The sequence below is a fragment of the Bartonella sp. AP3QHHD genome, from assembly GCF_042195765.1.
In the GTDB taxonomy this organism is placed as follows: Bacteria; Pseudomonadota; Alphaproteobacteria; order Rhizobiales; family Rhizobiaceae; genus Bartonella.
Genome location: NZ_JBHIPC010000015.1, coordinates 103822 through 117869 on the forward strand (window position 1 = coordinate 103822; position 14048 = coordinate 117869).

Here is a 14048-nt window from a genome sequence, read left to right on the forward strand (position 1 = left end):
TTAACTCTCGTCTTCGCTATGCATGTTAGAAGACTCGGGCATCACTCCATCAGACGAACTGGTGACGACGACATCACCCTCGTTAAGTCCTGAAATAATCTCTGCCATAACCTTATTATTCAACCCAACGCTCACCTGTTTAGTAACCAACTTATTTTCCCCCACCAAAACAGAAACCCATGCTTTACGCTCTCTTGTCTCATCGCGTAAAGCATTACTTGGAACCAACAAGACATTCTGTGCGCGCCCTAAGATAATATGAACTTGAGCAGTCATATAGGTTCGCAAAAAATTGTCCGCATTATCAACATGTAGAATTCCGTTATAATAAATAGCCGATGAGATTAAAGCACTAGAACCACTCACCATACCAGGATTAATACTCACATCAGCACGAATTGTTTCAGGAGCCGGCTCTACTTTTTCTAAAACGCCTTCATAACGACGCTGTGAATTACCTAGAACTGTAAAATAAAGTGGTTGTCCAGCTCGGACTTTAAGAACATCTGCTTCTGAGATTTGCGCCTTGATCGTCATCTTTGATAAATCACCCAAAATAACAATTGTTGGCGCCGACTGAACCGCATTCACATTCTGCCCTTCTTCCACAACTGTTGCCAAAACCGTTCCCGCTGAAGGGGCAGTGATGCGTGTATAACCTAAATTAACCTCTGCACTTTCCACATCAATTTGTGCTTGCACAATCTGCTGACGAAGTTGTTCAATTTGCGCCTCGCGTATTTTCACCTGTGTCGTAGCCTCATCGAGGTTCGCACGTGAAACCGCACGTGTTTCAATCATTTTTTTCTGACGCTCTAAATTTTTCTGTGCAAGAGAAAGATAGGCTTCTTGTTCTACCAAACTCGCATAATAATGCGATAATGCTGCTTTTTTTCTTTTTAAATCATTTTCCTGATCTGTAGGATCAATTTCTGCTAAGAGATCGCCTTCTTTCACAACACTCCCAGGGGAAACATGCATTGACACCACACGCCCTGTTGCTCGCGCACCAACTGCCACCAACCGGTAAGGACGTACAAGACCAGAAGCTAAAACACTTTCCTCAATATCCCCACGCTTCACCACCGCTGTTATATAAGTTGGAGTAGATGTTCCAAAAAAAACAGAACGCAACCATAAAAACAAGAGAATGAGAAATATAGCAGTTAAAAAGAAGGAAAGTTTTTTGTGTTTTGTAATGAAATTTTTGAGTAAGTTTTTTTTCATTTCCCTACCTTTGCACGCGAACGAGGTGCACCATCAACGACTTCCGGACGTGATACATCAACAACGCCATCCCAGCCCCCCCCCAATGCTTTCATCAACGTGATATATTGTGTAACCAAAGAAACACGGCTATCTTTAAGTGCCATTTGTGCAGAATAATAAGAGCGATCAGCATTTAACAATTCAAGAAAACTGGTATTTCCATTCTCAAAAAGACTCCGTGAAAGTTTTAAGGAATGAAGAGAAGCTTTATTCGCAATGATTAGCTTTTCTAAGCGTTGATGTTCTTTAGTTAATCTTACCAACGCATTTTCTACATCTTCTAAAGCTCCCAAAACAGCAGCCCGATAAGTAATAAAAGCTTGATCACGCTGTGCACGCGCGACAGCAATAGAAGCCTCAACCTGACCTCCATTAAAAAAAGGAAAACGCAGACCAGGTCCAAAAGACCAGCCAATCGTTGAATTTTTCCATAACTGATCTATCGCCGTTGCGGCTGTCGAAATATTACCTGTTAAAGTAAGTGATGGATAGCGATCTGCTTCACGTTGACCAATCCGCGCTGTCGCTTGCGCATATTGACGCTCTGCCCGTCGTAAATCCGGACGTGTTAACAAAATATCAGCTGGAATTCCTGCTGGTATCGGCCAGCGCGGTTGTGGAATCTTTGCATACTTAGCATTTTTTTGTAAAAGAGCCTTCAATGCCGTAGGCACACGACCAATTAAGACAGAAAGGCGATGAACGCTCATTGCTAAATTCGCTTCCATCTGTGATATATCTGCTTCTGTATTTGCCATTTGTGCTTGCGCATTTGAAACATCGAGCTCAGAAACATCACCAGCTGTTAATCTAGCACGCATCAATTCATAGGTTTTACGTTGTGATACAGCAATTTGACGCACAATCAACAATTTCTGTTGCCAACCACGCATTTGTACATAATTTGTTGCCACATCTCCTAACAATGTCACCATGGTAGCACGCATATCTTCCACAGCCGCATCAAGACCATAACGCGCTGCTTCAACCGCTCGTTTATGCCCACCAAAAAAATCAAGCTCCCAGCTTGCATCAAAACCACTACGGTATTGGTTTAACAATGCATCAGACTGTGCAGAATGACTACGGGTTCCTGAAATTGAATTGGACACATTTGGCAAAAGAGTTCCCACAACCTGTCCTAAACTCGCACGCGCCTCACGTACCCGAGCTTTGGCAACAGCAACATTATTATTTCCAGAAATCGCATAATCCATTAATGCATCTAGAACAGGGTCATTCAAACGCCGCCACCATCCGGCAAGCGCAACTGGCTGTCCAGCAGTCTGTGCAGATTTTTCTCCCCAAACTGCTGGAACACGAAAAGATGTTTTCTGGTAATTGGGACCAACCATACATCCTGACAAAAGCAACCACAACAAGACAATAGAAAGTAATCCACGAGAAGCGCCCCTTTTGAGATTTCTGATATACATCTAGTCTCCCGCATTCTTTCAGAATCATTATTTAATATTAATACTTTATTTACCTCTTATTTCAAACTTGACGTGAAAAATCAAATACAGTTTGCACAGGAATATGATCTGAAGGGCGTTCCCATCCGCGCGCATCACGAAAAATCGAAAGATCTACAACAAAAGGTGCTAAATCAGGAGAAGACCAAACATGATCAAGCCGCCGCCCATAATCGGTAAATGCCCAATCGCGTGCACGATAACTCCACCATGTATAAAGCTTGGTAGGAGCAGGAATATGCAACCGCATCAGATCAACCCATCCACCTTGACAACACAAATCCTGTAAACGCTTGGTTTCAATAGGAGTATGGCTTACAACCTTCAACAATTGCTGATGAGACCAAACATCCTCTGCCAAAGGAGCAATATTTAAATCGCCCACCAAAAGAGAAGAAAGACCATCTCCTTGATCCGCACGTATGGAAGACATTTCTTCTAAAAAATCAAGCTTATGACGAAATTTTTCATTCACATCAGCATCTGGAATATCTCCCCCAGCAGGAACATAAAAATTATGAATCCGCAAGCTTCTCCCATGGGCTTCCACAATAACTGAGATATAGCGACAATCTTGGTTTTGGCAAAAAAAACGCTTTTCTACCTTTTTAAAAGGCAAACGAGAAACAATAGCCACCCCGTTATAAGATTTTTGTCCACTCAATGCGATATGCTTATAACCCGCTGCTTCAAAAGCCTCCACTGGAAATAAAGCATCTGGACATTTTGTTTCCTGTAGACACAAAACATCTACGGAAAAGAGATCCAAATACTGAAAAACCTGTGCAAGACGCAAACGAATAGAATTAATATTCCAAGTTGCAATACGAAAGAACATTTGTTTTAATCCCAATGACGTAACACTCTTTCTTCATTTCTTCGAAGGAAGTGTGAACATCCCATTAGCGAACCGGACGTCTGTCCGCACATTCATAATCTGCACAGTAGTTTCCAAATTTTGTTGGTCAACAATTGTCCACTGTCGCAAAGCAGAGCCTTTAGAATCAAAAACCATCCTTATTTGCCCTGCCCCAATCGTTTTATCATGCAGAACAATCGTTACAGCCCCTGGATCTTCGCGAAATGCGAACAAGCGCCCAGAAGATACATCAATTTTATCATCCAACAAAAATTTCATTGGCGTTTGCGAAAGTTGTGAAAAGTTCCAAGTATTCAAAGCCCGATTGTTAATACCTACAAATTGGCCATCTGAAATAATCTGTAAAGGCATTTTTTTGTAAATGAAACGAATTTTCCCTGGGCGCTCTAAATAAAATGTCCCCTGAGACATTTTTCCCTTTGGACTAAACTGAATAAAATCACCTGTCATTGTTTTGATTGCCGCAAAGTGATTCACAACATTTTGCGCCTTTATCACTTTATTAGATGCTTGCGAAAAAACAGGAACAGTTAAACACCAAAAGATAATAATTCCCACCAACCCAAAGACTCTTCTTTGCGGTAAAAAAGACGTTTTCATAAAAAATGCTCCCAAGCAATACTTAATTGACTTTATAATTCATAACTTAAGTGATCAACGACGAATAAATACCCTTCTTTATAAGATAAAGATATTGTTTGAAAAAAATATCAAAAGATTTTTAAAAGTATTCTTCTTCGACAATCTCCAACACTTTTCGCTTACCCATATCATTAGCTGGACTAATGATGCCTTCTTCTTCTATCCTTTCGATCAATGTGGCGGCACGGTTATAACCAATGCCTAAACGACATTGAATATAAAAAGTTGAAGCCTTACGATCACGAAGCATAATAGCAACAGCTTGACAATAGGAATCATCTGCTAAAGAAAAAGCTAAAGAAACATCCTTTTTTATTTTTTGCGGTATCGTTTCCAAATAATCAGTCTGCGTTTAAGTTTCCGAAAGCATCCAAATTTCCTGCTTTTCTAAACGCATAATATATTCTTTTCCACCCCTAATCTATGAAGCAACATAAATTATAGTCAATACATAATGGATTAAGGACTAAACATATTACTCGCAAACCTGAAAGCTCTTTTAAGTATCAAAAATACTTTTTTGACTTCCTTCTCACCCAAAAGAATAAAAATTTTCACCACAACCGCTCTGTAAACAGTTTGGAGTTTAGCAAATTTCACTTAGCTTCCCACCCCATATAATTCATTTATATTAAGACTCGACAGATCAGCCTTGCCCTAAATATTTAGAGCGCACTTAAAAAGACACTTAAATATCAAGTCTTACATGCTTTTACACCCCTACATTCGCAATAACATTATTTTATACCAAGATATTGATTTATAATAATTTATCTTTTTAACTTAAATCATAACGCCAAATACAATAAGATTCTTTCATCACATACTCTCTCATATTGAATCAACTCAAATCATTTGCTTGCACATTACAAGCAAGGTTGGTGTGTGGATAAAAGTTATATAAGATAAAGAATCCCCTTATAAAGAGTTCCAAGTGCCAAGGAGCTATCGCAAATCGAGAACTGGTGTATGAAAATGCAGACTTTCTACGATACAGTAAACAAACACTTGTTTTATAAGATATTATAAAAAACAACTATAAAGATTTTTCAAAAGCGCTCTTCTTCAGCAGGCACTAAAATTTCTCGTTTCCCTGCGTGATTTGCTGGACTAATGATACCTTCTTCTTCCATCCTCTCAATCAGTGTCGCAGCACGATTATAACCAATGCCTAAACGGCGTTGAATATAAGAAGTCGAAGCCTTACGATCACGAAGCACAATAGCAACAGCTTGACTATAGGGATCATCTTCTGAAGGAGAAGCCAAAGAAACATCAGCACCATCCTCTTCAACTTCTTGCGTAATTGTTTCCAAATAATCAGGTCGTGCTTGCGCTTTGAGATGCGCAACAACCTGCTCCACTTCATCATCCGCAACAAAAGGACCATGCACACGTTGAATACGTCCTCCTCCCATCATAAAGAGCATATCTCCTTGTCCCAATAATTGCTCGGCCCCCTGTTCACCTAAAATTGTTCGGCTATCAATTTTTGAACTCACAGAAAAAGAAATACGTGTAGGAAAATTGGCTTTGATCGTCCCAGTAATAACATCGACGGAAGGACGCTGTGTCGCCATAATCACGTGGATACCGGCAGCACGTGCCATTTGTGCCAAGCGTTGAACCGCGCCTTCAATGTCTTTACCAGCAACCATCATCAAATCAGCCATTTCATCAATAATGACAACAATATAGGGCATAGGACTAAAATCAAGTGTTTCCGTTTCATAAAGAGGCTCACCGGTCTCGCGATCAAATCCAACTTGAATTGTCCGCACCATTGTCTCTCCCTGACTTGCAGCTTCCCTAAGACGTGCATTAAACCCATCAATATTACGAACGCCTAGTTTTGACATTTTACTATAGCGTTCTTCCATTTCACGAACAGCCCACTTTAAAGCAATCACGGCTTTTTTAGGATCTGTCACCACGGGTGTTAATAAATGGGGAATGCCATCATAAACCGAAAGCTCAAGCATTTTCGGGTCCACCATAATGAGACGACATTGTTCAGGTGTCATACGATAAAGCAATGATAAAATCATTGTATTGATAGCAACAGACTTTCCCGATCCTGTTGTACCAGCAACCAAAAGATGGGGCATTTTTGCTAAATCTGCAACAACAGCTTCCCCCCCGATTGTCTTACCCAAAGCAAGTCCTAGCTTGGCTTTGCTGTCAATAAATTCTTGCGCCTGCAACATTTCTCGTAAATAAACCATCTCACGCTTTGCATTAGGCAATTCTATTCCAATAACATTACGTCCTGGAACCACCGCAACACGCGCCGAAATCGCACGCATCGAGCGTGCAATATCATCTGCCAAACCAATGATACGGGAAGACTTAATGCCTGCAGCCGGTTCAAATTCATACAAAGTTACCACCGGTCCAGGACAAGCATCTATAATTTTTCCTTTGACCCCAAAATCTAACAAAACCCCTTCAAGCTCTTGAGAATTTGCTCTTAAAATAGCAGGAGAAAGTTTTGCATCCTTAACAGACGGTGGTGGAACCGAAAGATAATCTACAAGAGGAAGAACAAAACCACCCTTTGAAGAAGCTGTTAAAGACTTTCGATTTTTAACAGGAGAAATATAGGCTTTATTTTGATTTTCCTCACACTTTACTTTTTCACCTAAAAAAGTTGGCTCAATCCGATCAAATGGCTTTCCTTGCCCTTTACTCTGAAAACGCCTTTTGAAACAGAATAAACGAAAAAAACGCGCTTGAAAAAAATAAAAAAGATGCAAAAGAGCGCCACAAGTTGTCGCAAAAAAACCATGATTTTCACGATCCTCCTCTGCGGCATATTCCGTATCTTCTTCCAACTCAAAGACTGGATTAACGATTTCGTCTTTGGGAATGCTTTTTTCTTTTCTTTTCTTTGTTCGACGCCGCCATATCACATTACCAGCAAAAGCAGCGGTGAAAAAACCTAAAAGAATAAAAACAACACTGAAAAACACCGTGTAAGGAGGAGAAAGAAAAAGAGGAAAGACTGAAGAAGCAACACTTAAAACTTTATCTCCTAAAACCCCTCCTAATCCCATTGGCAATGGCCAATAAGTAAAAGAAGCAACAGGTGACATAAGGGCAAAAGCAATTAAAAAACAAATCGTTGATAGCACCCATAAAAAAAAGCGCAAAGTCAAATTGTAGATATTCTTTTGCGCCAACAAGAGAAAAGACCAAAATAACGGTGGCAACAAAACAGAAAGACTTGCCAAGCCAAAAAACTGCATAATAAAATCTGAAAAAATTGCCCCCATCCACCCCATAAGGTTTGTAACCTCATTTGTACTTGCATGGGTTAAAGATGGATCCTCAACATTCCACGTCGCCAAAGCAAACACACAAAAAATAATAAAGCCCAAAAGCCCAAGCCCAATAAATACCCCTATCTGACGTAAAAACATCTCAATAAGACGCGAACCTTGAGAATTTCGCACTTCTAATGAATCATAAGGAGAAGAACTTCGGTGCATCTATCAATTCCAAATACAAAACTTTCATATTTTAAAGAGTTATAACTCCCTCTCTCTCTTAAAAAAGGATGAAGCTTAAAACTCTGTACCGATCTGTAAACAAATAGCCTGTAAACAATCCGACGTCTTATCTAGCGCGTTCTACCTTCTAACCACTTCATATCACTCATATATCACCACCCTAAGAGACTATCCTTCATAAGGCACACAAAAAGCTCTCCCAAGATATTTATCACACGATCAACCAAAAAACACCTCATGTGTTAAAATGTCACATGGGTCCTATAGGCACCTTCCTCAACAAATAATATTTTTTATGCTACATAATGATAACGGCAAAATATGAATACTGTTTTAACCATCACGAATGACAACAATTTTTTATCTATCATACTAACTAAATATCCCCCTTCAGGACAGGCATACTGAAGTAACTCACACAACTTAAAAAATACACGACCATCTTTGTTTATTTTTAGTTTTCTTTTTTATCAACCAAGTGTAAAAAGAATTGAAGAGGAATATTCAAAAAAGCTTATCCGATAAATCTGTAAGATGAATCACATAAATGATTAAGCAGAAAAACTCTGAAAAACCAATCCGTCATCAGATTGGCGCCAAAAAGAAACCTCGTTCTTGTAAAGCAGAGAGAAAAGTAAAAGTTAAGATATTTTAGGCAATGTAAAAAGATATTCTTTTTAAAAGAAAGCAAACTATAAACAATGGAAGAAGTATTGTGTGTTCTAATCGCAATAAAAACGTACAACCCAATAAAAAAATTAAATCTCATAAAACTAAACAATGTGATCTGCTCATTGCAGGGGGGGCAGCTGTCGGTTTAACCCTAGCGACAGCACTCAAGCAAACAGCCCCTAATCTGAAAATAAAAATCGTTGATGCTGCTCCACAAGGAGATACCCCTGCTTCTAACATACGAACCATTGCCCTTGCTGCTGCTTCTATTCGTATGTTAAAACAATTACAATGTTGGGAATCTATAAAACCCTATGCGCAACCCATTCATTCAATGATCATCACAGATACAAGCACAAATGATCCTGTCAAACCTACTCTTTTAACCTTTGAAGGCGACATTAATCCCGGCGAGCCCTTTGCTGCTATGGTAGAGCATAGAGAACTCATCAACACTTTAAAAAAACGTGTCAAAGATCTCAATATCCCTGTTATTACAAACACCCGTGTCATTGATTTTCATCAAGAAGACCAACATACAACCGTTACTTTAAATAATGAAGAGGTTTGGCAAACAAAATTGCTTATTGCAGCTGACGGAGCCCATTCGAAATTACGCCAAAAAGCAGATCTTAAAAACTTTTCTCATCTCTATAAACAAACAGCAATTATCTGCACAGTTGAACATGAAAAACCCCATAATGGTCAAGCAATTCAACATTTTTTACCTGCCGGTCCTTTTGCTCTTCTCCCTCTCAAAGGCAACCGATCCGCCATTGTGTGGAATGAAGATCATAAAACTGCGCAATATTATCTCAAAGCTGATGCACTTATTTTTGAAACAGAACTCGAAAGACGCATTGGCCATCGATTAGGCAAACTCTCTTGGGATGGCGAACGTCAAGCTTTTCCTTTGAGTCTTTCTTTAACACGTCAATGCGTTAAACCACGTTTTGCTCTCGTTGGCGATGCCGCCCATACCATCCACCCCATTGCAGGACAAGGACTCAATTTAGGATTACGCGATAGCGCTGCCCTCGCTGAAGTGATTATTGAAACAGCACGACTAGGTCTTGACATTGGCTCCCTCACGGCTTTAGAGCGCTATCAAAGCTGGAGACGTTTTGAAATTGTCCGTATGGCTTTAAGCAATGATTGGCTTAATAAACTCTTTTCTAATGATAGCCTTCTTTTACGGATGCTCCGCGATACCGGACTTGGAATCATTAATCAAGCACCAAAAATAAAAAAATACTTCATTCAAGAAGCTGCCGGACTCTCTCCAAATGCCCCACGTCTTCTACATGGCTTCCCACTTTAAGCAAAAATTCATACTATTTCACTTTTTTACAACCTTTGCCTTCCTCCTTCAAAGAACAAAAAATTCCTATCTCATCCAATCTATTTACAAACCGGATTCCTGTCGAGTAATTTTTTTTTGACTTCCTCCTCCCATATTTCACTTAACATAAAACTCGACAAGCAAGCTACATTCTAAGAATATTCACCATGCACTGAAAAAACGTTTAATGTCTCAAAGAGGTTACCTTATATCACCACACCTTAAAAGAAGCCATTTCACGGCATAACAAAATAAACAAGACTTTTTAGCACACAACACTTTATTTACAATAATAAGTTCATTGTTCTCATATTGAGTGAGAAATCTAAAGATCATAAAATACCCTTATTTCAAATCTCTCTCACGTTGAAGCAATCAAAATCATTCGCTTGTACATCACAAGTGAGAGTGTCGTATAAATAAAAACAATTAAACAAAGCAACAAAAAGTCTCCCCCTCTCAAGAACTAAGGACTTTAGCAACATTGTAGGCGAGTAAAGTATATAATGGCGCCGGCTTATACTTTTTATTGAAGTAAAAATGGTGGTGTACAATGGATTTTATATGCTCATAGGGACTTTTACGTTATACTATTCACGAAAAGCGCTATAAAATAAGCTTAGTTGCATTGAAAAATTTTTCTTTTAAAAAAGCGCGTAAATTGGAAACATAAATGTATTCCGTTTGGGGCATTCTGCTTCTCAGACAAACTCTTTAACTTATTGTGGAATACCACACGACTTTAGAAAAAATATTCCAATATATAACAAAGTGTTCCGTACTCTATACCATCACACACAATTGTAAAACCGCATATCATCCCTCTATTTCACACCATAAAAGAAGATAAACTGCAATAGAAATGATCCAATCCTTTTATTTTCAAATACGCTCTTTATTCATTATTCATAAACGCTCATAAATGAGTTTTAATCACAAACGCTCAGAAATATGTCATAAATTCTATAAAACCCATAACAGCCATAGAAATTTTCCATTTTTCTATATACTCACTCATCTCAACTAAACGAACGATAAATAAAGTAAATGCCTCGTATATAATCTTACAGAAAAAAGACCAAACAAAACCTATAACATCAGGCTTGTTCTACAGAACAGTATTTCAAAAATATAAGTATGCTAATTTATTAACATATTAATTGATAAAATTATCATTTTACATATTGAGTTAAAATCCCTATGCAATAAATTATTCTCATTTCGACCATTTTTGTAAATAATCAATAAAACTCTTTATTTACATAGACTAAAAAGAGCACCGTTAATGAAACGATAAAAAGAAGTAAAATATCCCCCTCTCTCAAATGCCAAAAGCAATTACAATATTCCAATCTGGCATCATCATTATGCTTGCCAGATTATAACAACAAGACCTTTTGCATTTAAATAAACTTTTTCACGCTCCCTATCATTGTATTTGGTAACTCAATACTTTAATATATTCGTTCAGTATATTTATACAATTAAATTACCCAAAAGAGCATACTTCTTGCATTTACATTCCTTGGTATTCCCTTATCTTGTAAAGATCGCACACGTGTTACGTTACTTCGAGTTCATCAAGTGTATACCCATTCTCCAACCACTCTTTAATCCACTTAGGTCTACGTCCACGCCCATTCCATAATTCCCATTGGTTATTGGGATTTCTATAATGGCGCTCTTTGCTCACAAGATCAGCGATATCAATTCCATGGGCATTAGCAATTTCAAGAATTTTTCGTCGCGCATTTTGCTTTTCCTTTGCTTGCCGTTTTTTTAATTCCACATCGATTTGTGTACGCATCTCTTGTAGTTCATCAAAATTCATATTTTTGAGATCATTCACCTTAATTACTCCCCTTGCAAAAAAGAATTTCTTTTTGACATATTTTAAACACAATTATAGACAATTTTTGTCCATTTATTATCGAAATTAAAATTACGATACATATATCACTTTGACGGAGATGTGCTTTGAGCCACAAAGAACTGTTTATTGGTATATCAATTACCGCCACTGCATCTTTTTTCAGCTCAATCGCTGGAACTGCTAAATGCAGTGCTCAAACACCATCACACCTCTCTGACTCTCATGAATCAGTAGTCAAAAGTAAATATAAATCGTCACTCTATAAGTTATGGCAATACGCAACAAAGAACAAGCCCTCTCTGTATATTGATGGTGTAGTTCATTATGACAAGAAAACCTCCCCTCATACACAACGGCTTTTTACTTCGTATAAATTTTTTTTGAAAAGATTTTTGCAACTAGAGAATTATATAAAACAAGCAGCTTCAATACAGTATCAAAGATTATTATTTTTTAAAAGCAGCGCCTTTCTTCGTGATTCCAATAATATTAGTTGGCGTAATGTACTATATTTTATTCCACACTTTTATCTTGTTGGTTGGATATTCGCATATATTAGAAATATTCTTAGAAGAGAACAAAGCAATAATCACAAGGAATATTCTAAGCTAAACAATCTCATTCTACAAATTTATAAAATCAAAAGACAACGAGAAAAAGCACAACACAGAATTAGCATTTGTATTAATAAAATTCTTCATAATAAGGTGTATTGCTAATGATTGTTCCAGATTTCACATTTTTTGCTGCTGCATACATATCCAATATGCCTCCCATGACATTTTCAGTTGTTGCCGAACAAGAAACGCGGGACAATGTCTATGTAACAGATGATAAAGATAACTTCTTCTATCAATCATCTCAGCTTAAGGAAACAATCCCAATAACTGAACAGTTTAGCCAGAATAAACATAATTTTAACATAATTTTAGAGCAAATTGATGTTATAAATGTGAAATTGTTTTCTCTTTTTGATGCATTTGATTTTTGCGGAAATTTTACAGCTGTGCAAAGCGCTTTAACTTACTGCTATGAACAAACAACATCAAAGTGCATCTTTGAAAAAGCGACTTTGCAGTCTGTGCTGAATTTTTACAATACAGAAAACTCAAACCACACCTCTATGCAAAAAATTACTTCATATATTGGAGTAAAAGCTGCTGTACGAGGAAATGAAGGCTTGCAGGAGCCTGTAAAGCTTAAAAAAGAAGAACCAGAACAGACAACTAAAGTAGATTCTCTTCCTCTCTCTTCAAAAGGAGAGGAAGATGCATTTACACATAAAGAAAGTAGTGCCCACGATGCTTTTTCAGCTGAAGATTTTCTTCATCGAGAGGCTCGCTAGAGTGATGATTGATATTTTCACGAAAACCCAGAATTTTGATAGGATATTATAATGAAAGGTAGATAAGAAAATGTTAAAGCTCTAATTAGTAAGATTGAAAAAAATCTCTTCTAATTGAGGGCAAAGATAATGAAAATGATAGAACAAAACAGCGTTGATATGGCATTTAGTCAAAAAGCAGCACGTGAGATTACAGTCGTGATGCTTTCAGAAAGGGAATGGTATTTCACGTTTATTTCCGATGATCCAATCACCGGAAAACCAAATAAATATACGTTACTTACACAAAGAGGAAAACTAAGAACTTGGGCTGATCCAAAATATCTTTTTAAGTTTCTTCATGAACGAGGGGTCATTTGTGGGAGTTTTAATCTTAATCAGGATAAAGAACATGAAACAATTAAATATTCTTCACACAACAGCTCGTAATAAAATTGCTGCATTTTCAGCAGCTTTGACCATATTTTTTATGAATAGTTCTGCTCATGCACAAGCCAAAGTAAAAACTTTACAAAATGCAGAGACGGCTCTAAAGGATTTACAGACAGACTTAAAAGTAATTATCCCTATCGCTGCTGCCGTTATACTGTTGTGCTTAGCAATTGGCTATGCAGGACGCTACATCGGAAAAGACACTTTTGTACGTTGGGCAGTAGGTGTTGTCGTCGCAGGTTCTGCAACCCAACTTGTTACTCTGCTATTTAAGCCATAGTGGCGTTAATTATGACTCATAAAATACAATATGTTTATTTATATAAAAATATTATCTAGATTTTAATAAGAGTGAAATATGCAAAAATTAACTAGTATTCAATCGAAAAGTAACAACAAAATCATCGCAATTTCTGCTGCTATGACTGCGTTCTTTATGAATAGTTCTGCTCATGCACAAGCCCAAGTACAAACTTTACAAAACGCGAAGACAGCTCTAACAGAGTTACAGACAGACTTGAAAGCGATTATCCCTATCGCTGCTGCCGTTATACTTTTATGTTTAGCAATTGGTTATGCGGGACGCTACATCGGAAAAGACACTTT

The 14048-nt window shown here is 37.7% G+C and carries 12 protein-coding genes and 1 pseudogene; 6 read left to right on the top strand and 7 right to left on the bottom strand.

Annotated elements, in window-relative coordinates; translation table 11 throughout:
• The 6 genes and pseudogenes from ACFIL7_RS01160 to ACFIL7_RS01185 form a co-directional block, all read right to left on the bottom strand.
• Entirely contained in the window at positions 1 to 1227 is a 1227-nt protein-coding gene (locus tag ACFIL7_RS01160) for an efflux RND transporter periplasmic adaptor subunit (RefSeq protein ID WP_375633471.1), read from the bottom strand.
• Complete coding sequence (locus ACFIL7_RS01165; RefSeq protein ID WP_375634390.1) at positions 1224 to 2705, bottom strand: efflux transporter outer membrane subunit; 1482 nt, start codon at positions 2703 to 2705, stop codon at positions 1224 to 1226. Before ACFIL7_RS01165 ends, ACFIL7_RS01160 begins: the two co-directional genes overlap by 4 nt.
• Before the next feature lie 61 nt (positions 2706 to 2766).
• Positions 2767 to 3582, bottom strand: coding sequence for an exodeoxyribonuclease III (locus tag ACFIL7_RS01170; RefSeq protein WP_375676976.1), 816 nt, complete (start codon positions 3580 to 3582; stop codon positions 2767 to 2769).
• Between the two features lie 33 nt (positions 3583 to 3615).
• Positions 3616 to 4224: an outer membrane lipoprotein carrier protein LolA gene (locus ACFIL7_RS01175; protein ID WP_375633473.1), complete on the bottom strand. Its 609-nt coding sequence runs from the start codon at positions 4222 to 4224 to the stop codon at positions 3616 to 3618.
• Between the two features lie 121 nt (positions 4225 to 4345).
• A pseudogene (locus tag ACFIL7_RS01180) lies at positions 4346 to 4609 on the bottom strand (DNA translocase FtsK); the annotation flags it as partial.
• A 706-nt stretch (positions 4610 to 5315) separates the two neighbouring features.
• Complete coding sequence (locus tag ACFIL7_RS01185; RefSeq protein ID WP_375633474.1) at positions 5316 to 7757, bottom strand: DNA translocase FtsK 4TM domain-containing protein; 2442 nt, start codon at positions 7755 to 7757, stop codon at positions 5316 to 5318.
• A gap of 736 nt (positions 7758 to 8493) precedes the next feature.
• Here ACFIL7_RS01185 and ACFIL7_RS01190 point away from each other — a divergent pair.
• A complete protein-coding gene (locus ACFIL7_RS01190; protein WP_375683252.1) occupies positions 8494 to 9771 on the top strand; it encodes a ubiquinone biosynthesis hydroxylase in 1278 nt (425 codons plus the stop codon).
• A 1582-nt stretch (positions 9772 to 11353) separates the two neighbouring features.
• On the opposite strand, the gene ACFIL7_RS01195 is transcribed toward ACFIL7_RS01190, so the two are convergent.
• Positions 11354 to 11641 carry an H-NS family nucleoid-associated regulatory protein gene (locus ACFIL7_RS01195; protein WP_015857007.1) on the bottom strand — a complete coding sequence of 96 codons (288 nt, stop codon included), beginning with the start codon at positions 11639 to 11641 and terminating at the stop codon, positions 11354 to 11356.
• A 128-nt stretch (positions 11642 to 11769) separates the two neighbouring features.
• Between ACFIL7_RS01195 and ACFIL7_RS01200 the strand changes: the two genes are divergently transcribed.
• The 5 genes from ACFIL7_RS01200 to trwL (ACFIL7_RS01220) form a co-directional block, all read left to right on the top strand.
• A complete protein-coding gene (locus tag ACFIL7_RS01200; protein ID WP_375633477.1) occupies positions 11770 to 12384 on the top strand; it encodes a hypothetical protein in 615 nt (204 codons plus the stop codon).
• 56 nt (positions 12385 to 12440) lie between these two features.
• Positions 12441 to 13010, top strand: coding sequence for a TrwN protein (locus ACFIL7_RS01205; protein WP_375683253.1), 570 nt, complete (start codon positions 12441 to 12443; stop codon positions 13008 to 13010).
• 129 nt (positions 13011 to 13139) lie between these two features.
• Positions 13140 to 13439, top strand: a complete 300-nt coding sequence (gene korA, locus ACFIL7_RS01210) for a KorA family transcriptional regulator (RefSeq protein ID WP_375613158.1) — start codon at positions 13140 to 13142, stop codon at positions 13437 to 13439.
• The gene (trwL, locus tag ACFIL7_RS01215) at positions 13402 to 13722 is read left to right on the top strand and encodes a VirB2 family type IV secretion system major pilin TrwL (RefSeq protein WP_375683254.1); all 321 of its coding nucleotides are present in this window, start codon (positions 13402 to 13404) and stop codon (positions 13720 to 13722) included. The genes korA and trwL (ACFIL7_RS01215) overlap by 38 nt, the downstream gene beginning before the upstream one ends.
• Positions 13723 to 13800: 78 nt before the next feature.
• Positions 13801 to 14048: VirB2 family type IV secretion system major pilin TrwL (trwL, locus tag ACFIL7_RS01220; protein WP_375662172.1), on the top strand; the 248-nt coding region annotated here is incomplete at its 3' end.